The organism is Sodaliphilus pleomorphus (genome assembly GCF_009676955.1).
Taxonomy (GTDB): Bacteria; Bacteroidota; Bacteroidia; order Bacteroidales; family Muribaculaceae; genus Sodaliphilus; species Sodaliphilus pleomorphus.
Map to the genome: position 1 here is coordinate 1,002,772 of NZ_CP045696.1, position 20,458 is coordinate 1,023,229.

Sequence of the window (20,458 nt, forward strand, 5' to 3'; positions counted from 1 at the left end):
ACAATATTGTAACAGAAAACCTAAAGAAAGAAAAATGAAATTTGACAGATACATGTCGCCGCTGGGCGAGGAGAAACTCATGGAGTGGTGCCGCAAGATAAAGCACGTGGCACTCGACATGGACGGCACCATCTACATGGGCTCGACCCTGTTTCCCTACACCCACAAGTTTCTCGACACGCTCACGCGCAACGGCATCACCTACTCGTTCTTGACCAACAACCCCACCAAGAGCCACAAGGACTACCTGCTCAAGCTCGAGCGGCTGGGCATCAAAGCCACCGACGAGCAGATGTACACCTCCTCGCTGGCCACCATCGACTACATCAAGCAGCACTACCCCAAGGCCAAGCGCCTCTTCACCCTGGGCACGCCCAGCATGCAAGAGGAATTTGTGAAGGCAGGCTTCGAGCTGTGTGCCGACGATGCTGCTTCCCGCCCCGACCTGCTGGTGGTGGCCTTCGACACCACGCTCGTCTACAGCCGCCTGTGCCGCGCCGCCTGGTGGGCATCGAAACCCGAAATACCCTATATCGCCACCAACCCCGACTGGGTGTGCCCCACCGACGAGGAGACCATACTGGTCGACTGCGGCTCGCTGCAGAAGTGCATCGAGGGAGCCACCAAGCGCAAGGCCGACGTGGTGATAGGCAAGCCCAACCCCAACATGCTCTACTGCATACGCGACAAGTACGGCCTCAAGAGCGACGAGATAGCCATGGTGGGCGACCGCATCTACACCGATGTGGCCACCGCCCAAAACGCCGGCAGCCTGGGCGTGCTGGTGCTCAGTGGCGAGACCACGCTCGAGACAGCCCTGGCCAACGATCCCAATCCCGACCTGACGGCCCTGAATATCGAGGTTTTCGGCCAACTGCTGGAAAAATCAAGAAAAATTTAGAAATTTTTTTTTAATTTTCTTTCGTTTTGAAAAAAATGTCTCTATATTTGTAAGGTAAAACCTGAAGGGACTTTTTGAAGCAAAAAAAATTTACAGTTTTGTTATAAAATAATCAAAGTTTAACTATTAACAATTTTTATTATGAAAAAAATTTTCTCATTATTATTAGGTTGTGCAGTCATGTCGGCACCCGCAATGTATGCCGAGGATGCAGCTGCAGTTGCAACACCTGAGCAACCCACTACAGCAGCAGTTGCCGAGCCAACTGCCGAGGCCACTCCGGCTCCCCAAGAGAAATCTACATGGGAGAAAATCCTGGCCAACATGCCCAAGATATCTGGTTACCTGCAGACAGGTTGGAACTGGGCACAGGACAGCTATGACAACTCTCACGCCACTTCTTCGTTCCAAGCCAAGCGCCTGCGCTTGATCATGGACGGCAAGGTGGGCGAGAAGGTAGACTTCCGCCTGCAAATCGAGGCCTTCAACGGCATCGCTGGCTCTACCAACGGCAACGGTCAGAAGAACCTGCAAGTGATGGACGCATTTGCAACTTGGAAAGTGATGCCCGAGTTCAAGATTCGCGCCGGTCAATTCTACACTCCTCTGGGCTATGAGAACTACGACATCTCGCCCAAGACCCTGGAAACTGTTGACTTCTCCAACATCGTTTACCGCATGGCATGCCGCAACCCCTATGAGTACAACTTTGTCGACTACGGCCGTGACCTGGGCGTGATGCTGATGGGTGATCTCTTCGACAGTGGCAAGGGCTTCCGCTACCTGCACTACGACCTGGCCTTGACCAACGGCTCTATTCCTTGCAAGGACGACGACAACAGCTCCAAGGACTTCTATGTGAGTGCAACTGTGCGCCCCGTGAAGTTCTTCAACATCAAGGCTACCTACAACTACGGCAAGTACAAAGACAACTCCAAGATTGCCGACGGCAGCAAGTACAACCCTATGCACCGCTTCGTGGTGGGCGCTTGGTACAACGATCCTCAAGGCATCGACCTGCGCGCCGAGTATGGCCTGCTCAAGTCTAAAGTCGACGGCCAGAAGCGTCTCGACGAGCAAGGCGCCTATGTGCTGGCTGGCTATCACGCAGGCAAGTGGCTGCCCATGGTGCGCTGGGACATGTATCGCGACAAGATGCAGAACACTGTGAACCCCAACGGCGAGACCATCCAAAAGTGCAATGCCAACTACAACTACAACCGTATCCTGGTGGGTGTGAACTACCAACTGTTCAAGAACGTGACGATTCAATTCAACTATCATCACTTCTTCTTCAACGACAAGCAGTACACCAGCAACGGCGAGGAGTACAGCGGCCGCAACCAGATCCAACTCATGGGTCGTTTCTGCTTCTAATCGGGGCACCGTTACACTCACACGTTGGAGTTTGAACAACGCAAGTTCATAGATTTCAAACTATAAAACTCTCATTATTCTATTAATTAACTTTTTTAACCAAAAACATTTTCTATTATGAAGAAGTTATTAATTCTTTTAGCAGTGTGTTGCTTAGGCACAGCAGCCTATGCACAGCACCTGGGCACAGAGTATCGCCTCAAGAAGGTGGTTCAAGTTCCCGGACGTCAGGGCGTCGCAGCCGATAAGGATTATTTCTACATCTCCGACACCCGCGGTCTCTACAAGTTTGACCACAACTGGAACCTGGTGCAAAAGCGTGTAAAGACCGACAAAGACGGCTTGTTCCCTCATCCTGAGCTGGCCAACCACTTTGGCGACATCGACGTTTACGACGGCAAGATATATACCGGCAACGAGCACTTCAACCTGGGCCGTGGCGAGAACATCAGCGTCTCGATCTACGACGCCAAGACTCTGCAATGGATCGAGGATATTCCTTGGTCGCCCGAGTCGGGCCAAGTCGAGGTTTCGGGTGTTGCAGTCGACCGTGAGCAAGGCCTCGTGTGGCTGAGCGACTGGGTTGACAGCCGTTATGTGTATGCCTACAGCCTGGCTACCAAGAAGTACTACACCAAGATGCAATGCCGTCCTGAGCCCTACTGGTGCCAAGGTATCTATGTGTGCGACGGTACGATGCTGTTCTCGGCCGATGATGGTGAGTCGACTTACCAAATCCCCGACAACATCTACAAGGCCGACATCTCGGGTGCTCCCTACTTCGGTCTCAAGCAAGGTACCGAGCCTGTGAAGAAAGACCCCTGGAACGTGAAGACCGATGCCAAAGGCAAGGTTGTGACTCGCACGGGCCTCATCGCAGCTGGCGCATTTGCACGTCCTCTCACTCTGTTCATGGAGATGAAGAGCTTCCGTCGTTGCGGCGAGATCGAGGGTCTTACCGTTGATCCCAACACCGACGACCTGCTGGTGCTCAACAACCGTGGCACTCAGATCATCCTGGGTATGAGCCAAGGCCCATTCAAGGAGGAAGGCTACACGGGCGAAATCCACGAGGTGTATGTGTATGAGAAAATCAAATAAGGATTAATCCTCTTCTCATAGACTCACTACAATACGGGCCTGGGCGCTACGGCGCTCAGGCCTTTTTTTTGCGCCCTGCACACCCGGGAGGCATGTGCGGCCACGGCAAAAAGATGCAATTGTGCACGTCGAGTGAGTGCACGTGTCGAGAATTTTAAGTAACTTTGCAGTCCGCTAAAAATAAAACAATTATGCAAGTCATCAAGACCAAACAACTCAAGCCGCTTGCCGGCATGACCCTGCAAGAGCTGCAGGAGGTGAGCTCACAGCTCGGAATGCCAAAATTTGTGGCCAAGCAACTCGCCGATTGGATCTACGTCAAGCGCGTGTCGAGCTTCGACGACATGCTCAATATCTCCAAAGCCAACCGCCAGAAGCTCGCCGAGCGTTTCAAGGTGGGCCTCTACGGCCCCGAGAGCGCCCAGCGCAGCGCCGACGGCACGGTCAAGTACCTCTTTGCAGCGGGCGACGACAAGAGCATCGAGAGCGTCTACATCCCCGACGAGGACCGCGCCACGCTGTGCATCTCGAGCCAGAAGGGATGCCGCATGAACTGCTACTTCTGCATGACCGGCCGCCAGGGCTATCACGGCAACCTCACAGCCAACCAAATCGTGAACCAGATACTGAGCGTGCCCGAGAGCAGCCAGCTCACCAATGTGGTGTTTATGGGCATGGGCGAGCCGCTCGACAACCCCGACGAGGTGCTCAAGGTGATCGAGATACTCACGGCCCCGTGGGGGCTGGCATGGAGCCCCAAGCGCATCACCGTGTCGACAGTGGGCGTGAAACCCGCCCTCAAGCAGCTGGTCGAGACCACCCAGGTGCACATCGCCGTGAGCGTGCACAACGCCATCGCCCAGGAGCGCGGCTCGATGATGCCCATCGAGAAGGTGTATCCCATAAAGGAGGTGCTCGAGATGCTGGGCGAGTATGACTTTGCCCACCAGCGCCGCCTCTCGCTCGAGTACATCATGTGGCAATGGTTCAACGACGACATCAAGCACGCCGAGGCCCTGCGTGAAATCATTCCCAACGAGCACGTGCGGGTCAACCTCATACGCTACCACATGATACCGGGCGTGCCCAAGCTGCGCACCAGCAGCGACGAGCGCATGGCCCAGTTCCGCGACTACCTGAACGGGCACGGCATCACCTGCACAATACGCCGCAGCCGCGGCGAGGACATCTCGGCAGCCTGCGGCATGCTGGCCGGCAAGGTGAAAGACCTGGCCAAAAAGGACAACAGCAAGAGCAACAACACAACAAAGTAACATCACTTTTTTTAATCCATAACCATAACCTAAAAGAAATGAAGCGAGCAATTACACTGTGGTTGCTTTGTGCTGCCGTCACCAGTATGGCTCTGGCAGCCAAGCAGCCCGCAGGCTACTACCAGCAGGCCCAGGGCAAGACCGGGCAGGCCCTGCTGAGCGCACTCTACAACATCATCTCAAGCCACACGTCGATAAGCTATAGCGGCCTGTGGACAGCCTACAAGACCACCGACTGCGACAGCGAGGGCTACATCATCGACATGTACAGCAACGTGCGATACCTCTACGGCCAGAAGCAGGGAGCCAGCTACTCCAACATAGGCGACAGCTACAACCGCGAGCACTCGTTTCCTCAAAGCTGGTTTGCCAAGGCCACTCCCATGAAGACCGACCTGTTTCACGTGGTGCCCACCGACGGCTATGTCAACAACCAGCGCGGCAACTACCCCTTTGGCGAGTGCGAGGGCGGCACACGCCTCACCAACGGCAGCTACAGGGCCAAGGGACGCCTGGGCACCTGCACCACCACTGGCTACAGCGGCAAGGTGTGGGAACCCGACGACGAGTACAAGGGCGACTTTGCCCGCATCTACTTCTACATGGCCACCTGCTACAACAACCGTATTGCCTCGTGGCCGGGCAACGACAGCAACGCCGCTGCCGTGCTCGCCGGCAACAGCTACCCGGTGTACAAGGACTGGTACATCGCCATGCTGCTCAAGTGGGACCGCGAGGACCCCGTGAGCGAGCGCGAGCGCGAGCGCAACGATGCCGTCTACGACCTTCAGAAGAACCGCAACCCCTATGTCGACCACCCCGAGCTGGTGGAATATGTGTGGGGCAACAAGATAGGCACCGCCTGGCAGGAAAACGGCGACACCGCCACTGTGACCATCGTCACGCCCACAGCACTCCCGGCCATCGACTCGACCAGCACCTCGCTCACTGCCGCATGGACCGCTGCCAAGGGCGCCACAAGCTACACGCTGCTCGTGAGCAAGGTCGACACCACGACCACGCCCGTGACCCCTGGCACAAGCTCGCTGCTGCTCGACGAGGACATGAGCAAGGGCACCACCACCTGGACCACGGGAGGCAAGTACTACAACGACAACGGCTACTTGCGCCTGGGCACCGGCAAGGGCAACGGCAGCGTGACCAGCCCGGCCATCGACCTTGCGGCAAGCGCCGGCGTGGCTACTGTGGCAGTCACTGCCAAGGCCTACGGCTCCGACAGCAACGTGCCCATGCAGGTGAGCCTTGTCGACGCCAAGGGCAACACGCTCGCCAGCCAGAGCTTCACGCTCACGGCGGGCGACATTGTGTACACAGCTGTGCTCAAGGGCAACGCCAGTGCCGACAACAAGGTGAGGATAGAGAACACCACCACCGGCAAGCGCGTGCTGCTCAAGCAGGTGAAGGTGTATCGCGGCAACGCCGCGAGCAAGGCTCCCGTCGAGACAGGCGACACCGCCACCCGCACCGTGACCGGCATCACCGGCACCAGCTACAAGGTGACCTCGCTCGCGAGCGGCGCCGTCTACGACTACAAGGTGAAGGCAGTGTATGCCGGCGGCGAGTCGGGCTGGAGCAACGTGATACGCACCCATCTGCCCTCGGGCACGACCCTGTTGCCGGGCGACGCCGACGGCAACGGCCGTGTCGACATCACCGATGCCACCACGCTCATCAACAAGATTCTGGGCCATGAGCCCTCGCCGTTTGTCGAGGCCAATGCCGACGTCGACGGCAATGGCCGCTACGACGTGAGCGACGTGACGGGTATCAACGTCATCATCCTGCAGCAGCAATAACACTCTCCCCACGCGTGCGCGAGCAATGACACACAAGCGGGCTGCCCCCACATTGAGGGCAGCCCGCTTGGCACTTTGCCCGCAGCCCGAGGCCGCGATGTTGTGGCAAGAAGAAAGCCGCCTTCCTGCACAGAGGGCAGCTCTCATAGAGGTAAAAAGATGTTTTTAAGGAAACCGAAATGTTTAATCAATTTCTTCGTCGGCCTCATAGCCGCCCATCTCGCGCAGAGCGTTCTTGAGCATCACATACTGCTGGAACAGGTGGTTGACGGGCACCTCATCCTTGGTATAGTCGTGCATGGGCGCCTTGAGGAAGAAGCTCAGGAAGCGCTGTATGCCATAGCGCCCTGCACGGTGTGCAAGGTCCATGAGCAGTGTCAGGTCGAGGCACAAGGGTGCAGCCAGTATTGAGTCGCGGCACAGGAAGTTGATCTTGATCTGCATGGGATAGCCGAGCCACCCGAAGATGTCGATATTGTCCCAGCCCTCCTTGTTGTCGTTGCGCGGCGGGTAGTAGTTGATGCGCACCTTGTGGTAGTAGTTGCTGTACAGGTCGGGCTGCTTGTCGGCCACGAGGATCGACTCCAGGGTAGAGAGCTTCGACACCTCCTTGGTGTGGAAGTTGGCAGGCTCGTCAAGCACAAGACCGTCGCGGTTGCCCAGTATGTTGGTCGAGAACCAGCCGTTCAAGCCCAGGCAGCGCGTGCCTATGATGGGGGCGAAACCGCTCTTTACCAGCGTTTGGCCCGTCTTGAAGTCCTTGCCGGCGATAGGCAGTTTCTTCTCCTCGGCAAGCTCCCACATGGCAGGAATGTCGACGGTGGTGTTGGGGGCGCCCATGATGAATGGAGCATCCTCTTGCAGGGCGGCATAGGCGTAGCACATCGAGGGGGCGATGTGCACGGTGTCGTTGGCCTTCATGGCAGCCTCGAGGGCAGCCAGTGTGCCGTGATACTTCATGTCGGGGGCAACGTAAATCTCGGTCGAAGCGGCCCAGAGCACAACCACGCGGTCCACACCATTCTCCTTCTTGAAGTTGCGTATGTCTTCGCGTATCTGCTGAGCCATGTCCCAGCGGTCCTTGCAGTCTTTCACATTGTTGCCATCGAGACGCTTGGCATAGTTCTTGTCGAAGGCAGCCTTGAGGGGCTTGATGTTGACAAGCTCATCTTTCACTGGCTCGATATCTTTGGGTTGCAGCACTTGGGCGTTGCATGCGCTCTCATAGGCATTGACGGGATACACATCCCAAGCGCCAAACACGATGTCGTTGAGGTCGGCCAGGGGCACGATATCTTTGTAGTGCAGATATTTCTTGTCGGCGCCGCGGCCCACGCGTATTTTGTCGTACTGGGTCATCGAGCCCACGGGCTTGCCCAGACCCTTGCGCACCATCAGCACGCCAGTCATGAATGTTGTACTCACGGCACCCAATCCGACTACCATGATGCCAAGTTTACCTGTAGCAGGTTTTACATTTGAATTTGCCATAATTTGTAAGCTATTTTTGATAGATTAATGTATTCTGTTATCGTTTATAGTCATTTTCTTGCCCCGCCAAGGGGAAAGACGTGGCAAAATTAGTACCTTTTCCCAAACAAAAAAATTTTTTAATGCTAATATTTAGTTAAATTCTCCTATTAAAACCCTTTATTATGTAATTTATTTTAAATCCACGTATTTAACTGGCAATATAAACTAAGTTTTGTTAATCGCACATCGGCTATTTTGCAAACAAAAACACCCAAAACTCCCTATTTTGGCACAACTAAAGCCCACGAAACACTTTTTTACATATCAAGCGGCTGGCTGCCGGCGGGCGGCACCGTTCCTTTCCCCCTCCAGCCCGCAGCCGCCCACGGCACGAAAACGGGAGGCAAAAAACCGAAGCCTCAATAGCTGAAATACAAAAAATTATCACTACCTTTGCCCCAAATAATTGTGCCCACGACGGGCGCAACATGCAACGACAACGAGCTTATAATAATTGAACTGAAAAAAATAGTATATACACATCAATCATGCAGATCGTAGAAGAGAGCGCTGGTGCACCCGCCAGCACAAGTCCTAATCGCAAGGAAACAAAGAAAAATGCAACCATCTCGATGCGCGATTTTCTGAGTGCCTGCTTGCACAACTGGTACTGGTTTGTGATCTCAGTCATCGCCGTGGGCTGCCTGGCCTTCCTGTATGCCAAGTCACAGATGCAGCAATACAGCGCATCGGCCTCAATCATAATCATCAACGACTCCTACAAGCCACAAGGCAGCCAGCAACAGGTGTTTGCCGATCTCGACCTCTCGGGCAGCAAGAACTCGATTGCCAACGAGATTTACAAGATCAAAGCCACCTCGCTCATGGAGCAGGTGGTGGAACAGCTGGGACTCAACATCCAGTACTACGGGCATGTGTACCTGCGCGACGTGAACTGCTACAAGTCGAGCCCGCTCGAGATCACCCCGCTCAGCGACAAGGTGACCTCGTTTGACATGACCATCGTGCCCAAGGGCGGCGACAACCTGCAGTACAAAATCAACGACGGCTCGTGGCACCGTGGCCGCTTCGGCAACAAGGTGAACACCGCAGTGGGGCCGGTAGCCATCATCAAGACCAACACCTACAACGAGCAATACGTGGGCTTTACCGTCGTGGCCAAGGTGAGACCAGTCCACGCTGTGGCCGCCGGTCTTGAGGCCAGCCTCACCGCCGAGAATCCCGACCAGGCTTCCGACATCGTGAACCTCACCATCAAGACCAACAACGCCGCCCTGGGCACCGACGTGCTCAACACCCTCATCACGCTCTACAACCAAAACGCTCTCAACGACAAGAACAGCGTGGCACGCAGCACCGAGAGCTTCATCGCCAACCGCATCGCCTCGCTCTCCAAGGACTTGAGCGGCGTCGACAGCCGCATCGCACAGCTCAAGGTGGGCTCGACCAATGCCACCATCTACAGCGACCCGAGCAGCACCATCCAATATGTGAACAACGCCAACGACGCCGACCTGCAGATGAGCATCGCCAACGACATGCTTGCCCACATCCAGCACATGGCTGGCAAGGAGCTCATACCAGGCAACACCGGCCTCAACAACGCAGGCCTCATGGACCAAATCACGGCCTACAACGAGGCCATGCTCAAGTACCAGAAGATAGCAGCCACGTCGAGTGCCGAGAACCCCGTGATGATCGACCTGAACAACCAGCTCAACACGTTGCGCAACAATATCGTGCGTTCGCTGCGCGGCTACATAGGCCAGTTGCGCGTGAAGGCTGCCAGCGCTCACTCGCAGGAGAATGCCGCCACCGGCGGCCTTGCCTCGGTACCCAATCAGGAGAAAGCCATAAGCGAGGTCACCCGCCAGCAGCAAATCAAGGAGCAACTCTACCTCTACCTGCTCAACAAGCGTGAGGAAAACGCCCTGCAGCTGGCCATCACCGAGCCCAATGCCAAGGTGGTGGAGAAGCCCTACAGCATAGGCCAGATTGCCCCCAAACAGACCTCGATCGTGTCGGCCGGCGTCGTGCTGGGCCTCGTGCTGCCGGCATTCGTGCTGCTGCTCGTGTTCTGGATACGCTCGCTCGATACCCTCATCCACAGCCGCCGCGACATCGAAGACAACTGCAACATACCCATACTGGGCGACCTGCCCGAGAAACGCAAAGACCAGAAAGGCAAGGAGCTGGTGGTGACCGAGACCGGCCGTGACCGCATCACCGAGGCACTGCGCATCGTGAGAAGCAACCTCGACTATGTGATGCCTAAACAAGACACCGGCGTGGTGCTGCAGCTCACCTCGACTATGCCTGGCGAGGGCAAGAGCTTTGTGGCCGCCAACCTGGCCCTCACTTGCGCCTATGGCGGCAAGCGGGTAGTGGCTGTCGACCTTGACCTGCGCAAAGGCCGCTTCTCAGAGTACTTCGGCCTGCGGGCCAACGGCGTGGGCGTGACAGCCTACCTCTCCGACAACATCACCAATCTCGACGACATCATCACCAAGACCGACTTGAGCGAGAACCTCGACGTGATAAGCATAGGCGCCATCCCGCCCAACCCCACACAGCTGCTGCTCTCGAGCGAGTTCAAGACGCTCATCGGCGAGCTGCGCCGCCGCTACGACTACATCGTGCTCGACACCGTGCCCTTCGGCATGATTGCCGACGCCTCGATCATCAACCGCTATGTCGACCTCACCATCTATATCGTGGGTGAGGGCAAGATCGACAAGCGCTTCCTCGACGACCTGCAGCGCATGAGCGACGAGAAGAAAATCAAGAATCTCACCGTCTTGCTCAATGGCGTAAAGCTCAAGTCGAAGAAATACGGCTACGGTTACGGTTATGGCTACGGTTACGGCTATGGCTACGGCTACGGTTACGGTTATGGCTACGGAGACGATCCCAGCGACAAGTCAAGGCGCAAGAAGAACCGCAACAAGGCCTGAGCACGAGCTTAGCCCAAAGGGCACAGCCACACGCCAAATACAGCACACCGAGGCATCTCCTGCACAAGAAGATGCCTCAATTGCAATTCCAGAGCGCGCATTCCCGCCTGTGCCGCAAGCCGCAGCGCCGGCCAGATTGAAGAGAAAAAAACACAAGCACAACCGTTATCTTTACACCCGTCACAACGCTCAATCGACAACAACCAAGCATGCCCATCAACACAATACAACGCCTACTGCTCTTGTGCGCCATCGCAGCCATCGCCACTGTAGCAAGCGCACAACTCGAACCTGGCCAGGAGCAGCAACCTGCCACAGCAAGGCCCCCGCTGGCCCTCACGGGCAGCAACCTCACCATCGACTCCCGCCTGCAGTCGCTGGCCTTCAGCCTGCTCAAGGGCAAGCAAGGCAGCATTGTGGCCATCAATCCGGCCAACGGCGAGGTGCTGTGCCTGGCCACCAACACACCGAGCGGCCCAAACGTGGGCATGGCCATCGCCAGCGCCCTCGAGCCAGGCTCCACCATCAAGGTAGCCCAGGCCCTCACCCTGCTCACCAGCTACGAGGTCGACGCCGGCACGGCCGTGGTGTGTGAGCGCGGCGGCACCTTCGGCGGCACACACGTGGGCTGCCACAAGCACATGTCGCCCATCAAGCTCAAAGACGCCATTGCCTACTCGTGCAACACGTGGTTTCTCACCTATTTCCAGGCCATGATAGCCGATCGCGTGAACTATGCCAGCCAGGACGAAGCCCTCACCATGTGGAACAGCTACATGCGCAGCATGGGCCTGGGCAGCCCCCTGGGCATCGACATCGCAGGCGAGCGCGGCGGACTGCTTCCCGACGTCGACTACATGAACCGCCGCTACAAAGGCCGCTGGAACGAGCGCACCATCATGTGGGTGGGCATGGGCCAGGGCGACATTCTCACCACCCCGCTGCAACTGTGCAACCTGGCCGTGACCATTGCCAACCGCGGCTGGTATATCACGCCCCACGTGCACAAGCTCACGGCATCGAGTTACAAGCAGTATTCCACACGGCACGACACCGAGATCAACCCCATCTTCTACCCCATCGTGGTCGAGGGCATGCGCAAGGCCGTGACCCACGGCACAGCCGCGGCCGTCAACACGCCCGCCTTCACGCTGTGCGGCAAGACCGGCACGGCCGAGAACGCAGGTCACGACCACTCCATCTTCATAGGCTTCGCCCCAATGGACCAGCCCAAGATTGCCGTGGCCGTCTACATCATGCACGGCGGCTTCGGTGCCGACCTGGCAGCCCCCATCGCGGCCCTCATCGTCGAGAAGTATCTCAAGGGCAGCCTGAGCAAGGCCTCGCAGGCACGTGCCTCGCGCCTGGCAGCCAAGCGCCTCTTTGCCGCTCAGGCACAGAGCGAGCCCAAGAAAGCAGTCCCGCGGCCAAGCCGTGGCAAATAGACAACGCGAAAGTGTGATTTTTTTTGTACTTTTGCATCAGGTAACAGAAACATCTAAAATATAGTGGTTTTATGAACACTTTAGCAACAAAGTACGATCCTAAAGAGGTCGAAGACAAATGGTATAAATACTGGATGGACCACCACCTGTTCAGGTCGGTCCCCGATGAGCGGGAGCCCTACACTATCGTCATTCCGCCGCCCAACGTCACCGGCGTGCTGCACATGGGCCACATGCTCAACGAGACCATACAAGACATCCTCATACGCCACGCGCGCATGGAAGGCAAAAACGCGCTGTGGGTGCCTGGCACCGACCACGCCTCGATCGCTACCGAAGCCAAAGTGGTCAACCGTCTGGCCCAACAGGGCATCAAGAAGACCGACCTGAGCCGCGACGAGTTTCTCAAGCACGCCTGGGACTGGACCCACGAGCACGGAGGCATCATCCTCAAGCAACTGCGCAAGCTGGGCGCCAGCTGCGACTGGGACCGCACGGCCTTCACCATGGACGAGGTGCGCTCGCGCAGCGTGATCAAGGTGTTTTGCGACCTCTACAACAAGGGCCTCATCTACCGCGGTGTGCGCATGGTGAACTGGGACCCCAAGGCCCTCACTGCCCTGAGCGACGAGGAGGTAGTGTACAAAGACGAGCACAGCAAGCTCTACTACTTGAAATACCGCGTGGTTGAGCAAGACGACGTGGCCAAGAAAGACGAAGGCAACATCCTGCACCGCGACGACAAGGGCTACTATGCCGTGGTGGCCACAACCCGCCCCGAGACCATCATGGGCGACACGGCCATGTGCATCAACCCCAACGACGTGAAAAATACCTGGCTCAAGGGCAAGCACGTGATTGTGCCGCTTGTGGGCCGCGAGATTCCCGTCATCGAGGACGACTATGTCGACATCGACTTCGGCACCGGTTGCCTCAAGGTGACACCGGCCCACGACCCCAACGACCACATGCTGGGCGACAAGTACAACCTCGAGAGCATCGACATCTTCAACGACAACGGCACCCTGAGCGAGGCTGCAGGCCTCTATGTGGGCATGGACCGCTTCGACGTGCGCCGCCAGATAGAGAAAGACCTGGCCAGCGCAGGCCTGCTCGAGAAAGTGGAGGCCTACGACAACAAGGTGGGATTCAGCGAGCGCACCAACGTGCCCATCGAGCCCAAGCTCTCGATGCAGTGGTTCCTCAAGATGAGCGACCTCACCAAGCCCGCCCTGGCAGCTGTGGAGAACGGCGACATCAACTTTGTACCCAAGAAATACATCAACACCTATCGCCACTGGATGACCGACACCAAGGACTGGTGCATAAGCCGACAGCTGTGGTGGGGGCACCGCATCCCGGCCTATTTCCTGCCTAAGGGCGGCTATGTCGTGGCCGAGACCAAGGAAGAAGCCCTGAAGCTGGCACAGGCCAAGGACCCCGACGTGACCCTCGATAGCCTGCGCCAAGACGAGGACTGCCTCGACACCTGGTTCTCGAGCTGGCTGTGGCCCATCTCGCTCTTCGACGGAATATGCCACCCCGACAACCCCGAGATCAAATACTACTACCCCACCAGCGACCTGGTGACCGGCCCCGACATCATCTTCTTCTGGGTGGCACGCATGATCATGGCCGGCTACGAGTATATGGGCGACAAGCCGTTTAAAAACGTGTACTTCACCGGCATCGTGCGCGACAAGCTGGGCCGCAAGATGTCGAAGTCGCTGGGCAACAGCCCCGACCCGCTCGAGCTCATCGACCGCTATGGCGCCGACGGCGTGCGCATGGGCATGATGCTGGCAGCTCCTGCCGGCAACGACATCCTCTACGACGACTCGCTGTGCGAGCAAGGCCGCAACTTCAACAACAAGATATGGAATGCCTTCCGCCTGGTCAAGGGCTGGCAGGTGGCCGACATCGAGCAGCCCGAGCACAGCAAGATAGCCGTGCAATGGTTCCAGAACGTGCTCGACAGCACCCTCGCCGAGGTCGAGGACCTCTTCTCCAAGTTCCGCCTCAACGAGGCCCTTATGGCTGTGTACCGCCTGTTCTGGGAGGAGTTCTCGGCCTGGTATCTCGAGATCGTGAAGCCAGCCTACCAGCAGCCCGTCGACCGCGCCACGCTCGAGGCCACGCTGCGCTTCTTCGACATCCTGCTGCGCCTGCTGCATCCCTTCATGCCCTTCATCACCGAGGAGCTGTGGCAGCACATCACCGAGCGCCACGACGGCGAGAGCATCATGCTCGCCCAACTGCCCAAGGGCGGCAAGGTCGACCGCAAGCTGCTCGACGAGATGAACGAGGCCAAGGAGATCATTTCGGGCGTGCGCAGCGTGCGCCTGAGCAAGAACGTGCCCAACAAGAGCGCGCTCAAGCTGCTCGTCGTGGGCAAGTGGACCAACCCGTTCAAGACCGTGGTCGAGAAGCTGGCCAACCTCGAGTCGATTGGGGAGACTGCGACCAAAGACGCCACGGCTGCATCCTTCATGGTGAGCACCACCGAGTATGAAGTGCCGCTCGAGGGCAACATCGACGTGGCCCAGGAGCTCAAGAAGCTCGAAGCCGAGCTCGAGTACCAGCAGGGCTTCCTCAAGAGCGTGGAGAAGAAGTTGAGCAACGAGAAATTTGTGGCTCACGCTCCCGAGGCCGTCGTCAACAACGAGCGCAAGAAGCAGGCCGATGCCTTGAGCAAAATCAAGACCCTGCAAGAGAGCATCGACGCCTTGAAGAAATAGTCTCACTTCCCCGCCCCGCATGCTGCAACAGGCCGCAAGCATGTGTTGCAACCGGGCACTCACCACATCGCTGGAGGGCTGGCACAAGCCGCCCTCCAGCGATTGTTTTTTCCACCACGGCCACATGCAGCCCACGAGAAAGGCGCACAAGCGGGGCTCTCACAGCCAAAAAGACGACGAACAATAAAGTGCCCAACCGAGACAAAACAATTGAACTCGCGAAAAAAATTGAAGAAAAAAACTATATGCACTGCAATGCAGACGTAATTAACAATCCAACGATAACATATTGTGAGACAGATAAAAAAGACGTTTTATTGTCGATAAAGAAACTGCACTGCAATGCAGTTGCTCTACTCGTAAGTCGGATAACTGAATAAGATTTTCCTACATAATGGTTGACTATCATGTGGGGTTAGTCAGGAATTTCCCAAAGTATAACAATGTAGGTTCGCTCCCAAAGGAATTGTGGTACTACAAAAATAATGCATTTAAAATTTGGATTATTGAAAAACAACAGCCATATTTGCAGAAAAACCACAAATATAGGCTTTAAGTTATGATAATTCAATTTTCTATCGCAAATTATCTGTCTTTCAAAGAGCCGGCGACGTTATCTCTTGCCGCTACATCTTTAAGGGAACCCGAGGCAGAAGCCAACGGTGCTTCCTTTGAACTGGATGGTATCAACCTTAAGCTTCTAAAAAGTGCTGTAGTGTTCGGAGCCAATGCTTCGGGCAAGTCCAATTTAATCAAAGCACTTCACTTTTTCAAAGACTTTGTATTCAACTCTTTCAAGGCTTTGCAGTCGGACGAGCAGATTTCTGTAGAACCATACCGTCTGAATGCTGCCTCTGCGAAAGAACCGAGCATGATGGAAATGGTGATGGCCGTAGAAGGCAGCATCTTTCGTTATGGTTTTGAGGTGACACCTACCGCTGTCTGCAAGGAGTGGCTTTACAGGAAAGCCTGCAAACCACGCTCTAAGGAGATAGAACTGTTCTATCGGGAGAATGGGCTGTTCAACGTCCATGCGAAATACAGCCAGGCGCAAGAGCTCGTCAATAAGAAAATGATTAGGGACAACGCGCTGCTTCTCTCCACCCTCGCACAGTTCAATGACCCGACGGCAGTCTCGCTTATCCGTTGGCTGGGAGAGACGCAATGCCTTAGCGACCAAGACGAGACCAATGTATGGAAGGATGCGCTCAAGCATCTTGATGATCCGAATATGAGAAGGCGCATCGTGGCGTTCTCGCAATTCGCCGACCTTGGTCTTGATGACATCGAAAAGGTCAACAATCGTCTTGTGAGTACCCATGCACTGTTTGACAATGACGGCAATAAGACTGGTGACGTCTCATTTCCCTTTGAGGTGAACGAATCGGAAGGCACGCTCAAGTACTTCTCTTTCGCCTATCCCATCCTTCATGCCCTTGACGCGGGTACAAGGCTTATCATAGACGAGCTTGGTGCAAAACTCCACCCAACACTATTGGAGCACATCGTAGGTCTCTTCAACAATGCAACAACCAATCCTCGGAACGCGCAACTGATTTTCACCACCCACGATACCAATTTGCTCAGCTCCCATCTTTTCCGTCGTGATCAGATATGGTTCACGCAGAAGGACATATACGGTGCATCACGGCTCTTCTCGCTTGCGGAATACAAGGTGCGCAGCAATGCGCCTTTTGAGCGTGACTATCTTTTAGGGAAATTCGGTGCCACTCCAATCATCGGCAACCCAAACTACGCATTGCAAAGTCAAGGTTATGAGCAGCATTAATCATCGAATAGACAGAGGCTATGGGCGCAGAGCCTCCTGGCAGTCATATATCACAACGAAAACATCCCGCAGAGTGGTTGCTGTACCCTGCGGGATGCTTTTGGTTGCTTGAATGTGCCTGTTCCTGATTTTACAGGCTGATTTTGTTTTTTTTCTATCAAATTAAAACGCGATGCAGCAGCTCAATTAATTGTTCTGCACGATGAGCTCGCCGTCTTTCACGACCATCTCGTCGCTGTCGTCCATCTTGCGTATGGTCACGCTGCCATTGCGAAACTTGCGCGCGTCGCTGCGGTGCACCAGGAAGTCGATCTTGCGGCGGCCGGCCATCTTGTCCTTGACTACCCAGTAGCCGTTGACAAAGGAGTTGTTGGCGCTGGTCACGACAATCGTGTCGCCCATGCGGTAGCCTGCCTTGAAGAGGTCGCGCGAGAGGGCCACCCAGCGGTGCTCGCCGCTCTTCACCTTGGAGGGGACAACACGCGAGCCGCTTGCTGTGCAACCGCCACGCGTGGCATAATACATTGTGGCATACACGTCGTGCGACTGCCCCTGGGCCATAGTAGCAAGGCCGATGATAGATATCAGGATTACGAATAATTGCTTCATTTTACTAACTTTTGCGGGTTAAAAAATGTCATTAATTTTCATTCTGACTTTGCAAAATTAAGCTATCTGATTGATAATGAACACAATTATCGAAACTTTAACTTTTAACGTAAAAAACGTTATTCCATTTTCACCCCACTTTTTTGCCAATTCAACCTGCCATGAGGCCCTATAAATAAAGAAATCCCCGAAAAATTTACCATTGTTAAAATATGTAATTACGCACAGGATTTACAAGCGTAAATTGTGAAATATTTTAACAGTCATGTATCATTTTCATCCTGCCATCTCGGCTGGATGAGAAAGCAGCACAGCACTCTAAAACTCGCGTTGGAGGTCGGCAAGCGAAGCGATAATGCCGGGGTGGGTGGTGCTATCCTCGGCATCGGTCCAGCCGCGGGCCTTGAGCCAACGCGTGGCGCAGCCCAGCGACTCGGCAGGCAGGATGTCTTTTTTCAAGCTGTCGCCCACCACAAGCACACGGCTTGCCGGGAGCTCAAGGGCGTCAACACCCAGCTTGAAGAGCGTGGGATTGGGCTTGCGCACGCCCACCACGCTACTCTCGATGATGCCCTTGAAGTAGCGCCGCAGGTCGAAGTCGCGCAGCACGCTGTCGATGTTGCCATAGAAGTTGCTCACGAGCATCATGGGATAGCGGCCGTGCAGGTACTCGAGCACGGGCCGCGCCTCGTCGACGCAATCGCGAGCACGCTCATAGCAATAGTCGGCCACCTGCCGGCTCATGGCTGCACAGCCCTCGAGCCAGCCTTGCTGCTCGATATAGTCAAACTCGATGGCCATCTTCTTCACGAGCAGGTCGTGGAAGTTGTCGCCTGGCATGATGTGGCGCACGCGGGCCAGCTCGCGCTCGGCGTAGACATAGGCCTCGCGAAACTGCTCCAGCCTCAGGCCGGCACCGGCGTGGCGGTAGCCGTCCCATATCACCCAGCTCCAGTGCACGCCACGGCTGTCGATCGTGCCACCGTAATCAAAAATGATGCCTTCAATATTTTCCATCTTGCAATTCCTTAAGCAGTGTGCGGCAGCGATGCTCATGGCTCACGATCATGTACACCATCATGAGGTTGAGCACCACAAGCTCGAAGGCAAAGTAGAGCCACGGCATGTCGATGATGACCGAGATAAACATGGCAATGATGCGCGTGTTGAACGAGAGCATGTTGGTAAACTTCATGAGCGGCAGCGACTGCTTGCGGAAGGCATCCCTGAAGCTGCGGGGCACCTCGTCGCCGCCATAGCGGCTCCTGAGCTCACGGCGCAGGCGCTGCATGACGGGAGTCATCACCTCCTGGTTGGCCGTGTAGTTGCGGTAGAAAAAGAGGGTGAGCTTAGCCATGAAATTGGCGCTCCACGAGAGCGCGGCATAGTCCTTGTCGAGCGCGCTGGTCGAGTCGAGCTCGCTGCCCTCCTTGCCCTTCAGAAAGTAGAGGTGGAACTGGCGGTAGTAGTCGGCCATGGCAGCCTGCTTGGCATGGCAGCCGCCGGCAGCCACGGCAAGCACCCATATCACCCAGCTGTGCTGCGTGAAGAAAGTGCCAGGCCACAGGTCGCCGTAGTTGAGCTCGCGAAACACCAGGGCAAAATAGATGGCCACAAACCAGAAGTCGCCGCTCAGGCCGTCGAGAATGCGTCCCACACGGCTATACTGCTTGGTGAGGCGTGCCAGCTGACCGTCGGCGCTGTCGTAGGTGTTGGCCCAGATGATGAGGAAGATGCCCACATAGTTGAGCCAGCGCAACGGGCCGTTGCCGAAGTAGAGCAACACGCCGCCAGCCACGCCCAGAAAAATGGACAGGATGGTGACCACATTGGGCGTGACACCCATTTTCTCGAAAAACTTGGCCCACGCAAAGCCCATCGGGCGGTAGAAGAACAGATCGATGTGCTCCTCGGTATCCGACGACTTGAGCGAAGCCTTGTATTCTTGTTTCAATTCTTTAAGAGTCATGTCGATTTTGATAGTTTCCTGTAAAACGTGCTGAGTGAGGAGAGGGACTGTGTGCAACAGAGGGGAGAATTATAGGTCGAGGCAAGGCCCCGGCTCAAGCGTCTTGATGCTCCTTGATGATGGCCAGCATGCGGCGGGCAATGTGGGGAGCTGCCTCGGTGCGGCAGGGGGCAAAGCTGGGCCAGTCGTTGAAGTCGATGATGCTTATCGAGCCGTCGGGCGCAACGATGCAGTCGCCGCCATACACCTCAACGTTGAGTTCGGTGGCTGCGCGCTGGCAGATGGACTTGAGCTGCTTGACGCTGAACTTAATGCCTTGCGACTTGCCGTTGATGGCCTCGAGGCCAAACTTGCTGTGCCCGCCGTCGTAGGGGTAGAACCAGTAGAAAAACGGGGTGCCGTTGACGCCGTAGAACTTCACCAGGTCGCCCTCGAGGTGCACATTGATGACGGCCCGCTTGATGCCGCGCAGGAAATACTCCTGCAGCACCTCCTGGGCCTCCTCGGGATGGCGCACATAGGACACATCCTCCTTGTGCATGGCGTGGAAGTCGCCGCGCTTGATCCAGCAGCTCTTGAAGCCGGCCTTCTTGAGCATGGGCTTGATGGCCTCGTCGGTGTTCACAATCAGGCTCTCGGGATAGGGGATGCCGTTGCCCAGCAGGATGCGCGTCATGCGCTCGCGGGTGCAATTCTCAATGCCGTAGCCCGAGTTGACAACGATTTTCCCGGCGTCCTCGGCTTGCTGCAGGTGCTCGATCGACTGCACCTCGCGGCACATGTTCAATATATAGGGCTCCTGCACGCCGTCGCGGTTGAACTGCTCCTCGCTGTACACATTCACGTGGCAACCGCGCTTGCGCAACTGCTCGGCAGCTGCATTGAAGATGGCTGCGTCGTTGCCTATGTGGTTGGGCGAATAGGCTCCGGCCCGCATGATTCCGGCTATTTGGATATCTGCCATAGTGTGTAAAAAAAAATTGTGATATT

General features: G+C 56.1%; 14 protein-coding genes. 9 read left to right on the forward strand and 5 right to left on the reverse strand.

Annotated elements, in window-relative coordinates:
• Positions 1-34 precede the first annotated feature (34 nt).
• From GF423_RS04105 to GF423_RS04125, 5 genes are all read left to right on the forward strand, one after another.
• Positions 35-901 carry an HAD-IIA family hydrolase gene (locus GF423_RS04105; protein WP_235911632.1) on the forward strand — a complete coding sequence of 289 codons (867 nt, stop codon included), beginning with the start codon at positions 35-37 and terminating at the stop codon, positions 899-901.
• A gap of 141 nt (positions 902-1,042) precedes the next feature.
• The gene (locus GF423_RS04110) at positions 1,043-2,278 is read left to right on the forward strand and encodes a porin (protein ID WP_154327189.1); all 1,236 of its coding nucleotides are present in this window, start codon (positions 1,043-1,045) and stop codon (positions 2,276-2,278) included.
• Positions 2,279-2,395: 117 nt separating this feature from the next.
• The gene (locus GF423_RS04115) at positions 2,396-3,379 is read left to right on the forward strand and encodes a hypothetical protein (protein WP_154327190.1); all 984 of its coding nucleotides are present in this window, start codon (positions 2,396-2,398) and stop codon (positions 3,377-3,379) included.
• Positions 3,380-3,570: 191 nt separating this feature from the next.
• The gene (rlmN, locus tag GF423_RS04120; protein ID WP_154327191.1) at positions 3,571-4,653 is read left to right on the forward strand and encodes a dual-specificity RNA methyltransferase RlmN; all 1,083 of its coding nucleotides are present in this window, start codon (positions 3,571-3,573) and stop codon (positions 4,651-4,653) included.
• A 38-nt stretch (positions 4,654-4,691) separates the two neighbouring features.
• Positions 4,692-6,470, forward strand: a complete 1,779-nt coding sequence (locus tag GF423_RS04125; RefSeq protein ID WP_154327192.1) for an endonuclease — start codon at positions 4,692-4,694, stop codon at positions 6,468-6,470.
• A 183-nt stretch (positions 6,471-6,653) separates the two neighbouring features.
• Here GF423_RS04125 and GF423_RS04130 read toward each other — a convergent pair whose 3' ends face one another.
• On the reverse strand, positions 6,654-7,961 hold the full coding sequence (locus GF423_RS04130) for an inositol-3-phosphate synthase (protein WP_154327193.1): 1,308 nt from the start codon (positions 7,959-7,961) through the stop codon (positions 6,654-6,656).
• Between the two features lie 530 nt (positions 7,962-8,491).
• Between GF423_RS04130 and GF423_RS04135 the strand changes: the two genes are divergently transcribed.
• The 4 genes from GF423_RS04135 to GF423_RS04150 all read left to right on the forward strand — a co-directional run bounded on the left by GF423_RS04135 (position 8,492) and on the right by GF423_RS04150 (position 16,890).
• The gene (locus tag GF423_RS04135) at positions 8,492-10,918 is read left to right on the forward strand and encodes a GumC family protein (RefSeq protein ID WP_154327194.1); all 2,427 of its coding nucleotides are present in this window, start codon (positions 8,492-8,494) and stop codon (positions 10,916-10,918) included.
• Positions 10,919-11,127: 209 nt separating this feature from the next.
• Positions 11,128-12,363, forward strand: a complete 1,236-nt coding sequence (locus GF423_RS04140; protein WP_154327195.1) for a penicillin-binding transpeptidase domain-containing protein — start codon at positions 11,128-11,130, stop codon at positions 12,361-12,363.
• A 71-nt stretch (positions 12,364-12,434) separates the two neighbouring features.
• Entirely contained in the window at positions 12,435-15,101 is a 2,667-nt protein-coding gene (locus GF423_RS04145) for a valine--tRNA ligase (RefSeq protein ID WP_154327196.1), read from the forward strand.
• 559 nt (positions 15,102-15,660) lie between these two features.
• Positions 15,661-16,890, forward strand: a complete 1,230-nt coding sequence (locus GF423_RS04150) for an AAA family ATPase (RefSeq protein WP_154327197.1) — start codon at positions 15,661-15,663, stop codon at positions 16,888-16,890.
• A gap of 186 nt (positions 16,891-17,076) precedes the next feature.
• Here GF423_RS04150 and GF423_RS04155 read toward each other — a convergent pair whose 3' ends face one another.
• From GF423_RS04155 to GF423_RS04170, 4 genes are all read right to left on the reverse strand, one after another.
• The gene (locus GF423_RS04155) at positions 17,077-17,499 is read right to left on the reverse strand and encodes an RlpA-like double-psi beta-barrel domain-containing protein (RefSeq protein WP_154327198.1); all 423 of its coding nucleotides are present in this window, start codon (positions 17,497-17,499) and stop codon (positions 17,077-17,079) included.
• A gap of 318 nt (positions 17,500-17,817) precedes the next feature.
• Entirely contained in the window at positions 17,818-18,516 is a 699-nt protein-coding gene (locus GF423_RS04160; RefSeq protein WP_154327199.1) for an HAD family hydrolase, read from the reverse strand.
• Positions 18,503-19,468: a CDP-alcohol phosphatidyltransferase family protein gene (locus tag GF423_RS04165; RefSeq protein ID WP_154327200.1), complete on the reverse strand. Its 966-nt coding sequence runs from the start codon at positions 19,466-19,468 to the stop codon at positions 18,503-18,505. The genes GF423_RS04160 and GF423_RS04165 overlap by 14 nt, the downstream gene beginning before the upstream one ends.
• Positions 19,469-19,562: 94 nt before the next feature.
• Positions 19,563-20,432 carry an ATP-grasp domain-containing protein gene (locus GF423_RS04170; RefSeq protein ID WP_154327201.1) on the reverse strand — a complete coding sequence of 290 codons (870 nt, stop codon included), beginning with the start codon at positions 20,430-20,432 and terminating at the stop codon, positions 19,563-19,565.
• Positions 20,433-20,458 lie beyond the last annotated feature (26 nt).

Coding starts and splice junctions, on each gene's coding strand:
- GF423_RS04105 (WP_235911632.1), top strand. CDS start 35: ATGAAATTTGACAGATACATGTCGCCGCTGGGCGAGGAGAAACTCATG.
- GF423_RS04110 (WP_154327189.1), top strand. CDS start 1,043: ATGAAAAAAATTTTCTCATTATTATTAGGTTGTGCAGTCATGTCGGCA.
- GF423_RS04115 (WP_154327190.1), top strand. CDS start 2,396: ATGAAGAAGTTATTAATTCTTTTAGCAGTGTGTTGCTTAGGCACAGCA.
- rlmN (WP_154327191.1), top strand. CDS start 3,571: ATGCAAGTCATCAAGACCAAACAACTCAAGCCGCTTGCCGGCATGACC.
- GF423_RS04125 (WP_154327192.1), top strand. CDS start 4,692: ATGAAGCGAGCAATTACACTGTGGTTGCTTTGTGCTGCCGTCACCAGT.
- GF423_RS04130 (WP_154327193.1), bottom strand. CDS start 7,961: ATGGCAAATTCAAATGTAAAACCTGCTACAGGTAAACTTGGCATCATG.
- GF423_RS04135 (WP_154327194.1), top strand. CDS start 8,492: ATGCAGATCGTAGAAGAGAGCGCTGGTGCACCCGCCAGCACAAGTCCT.
- GF423_RS04140 (WP_154327195.1), top strand. CDS start 11,128: ATGCCCATCAACACAATACAACGCCTACTGCTCTTGTGCGCCATCGCA.
- GF423_RS04145 (WP_154327196.1), top strand. CDS start 12,435: ATGAACACTTTAGCAACAAAGTACGATCCTAAAGAGGTCGAAGACAAA.
- GF423_RS04150 (WP_154327197.1), top strand. CDS start 15,661: ATGATAATTCAATTTTCTATCGCAAATTATCTGTCTTTCAAAGAGCCG.
- GF423_RS04155 (WP_154327198.1), bottom strand. CDS start 17,499: ATGAAGCAATTATTCGTAATCCTGATATCTATCATCGGCCTTGCTACT.
- GF423_RS04160 (WP_154327199.1), bottom strand. CDS start 18,516: ATGGAAAATATTGAAGGCATCATTTTTGATTACGGTGGCACGATCGAC.
- GF423_RS04165 (WP_154327200.1), bottom strand. CDS start 19,468: ATGACTCTTAAAGAATTGAAACAAGAATACAAGGCTTCGCTCAAGTCG.
- GF423_RS04170 (WP_154327201.1), bottom strand. CDS start 20,432: ATGGCAGATATCCAAATAGCCGGAATCATGCGGGCCGGAGCCTATTCG.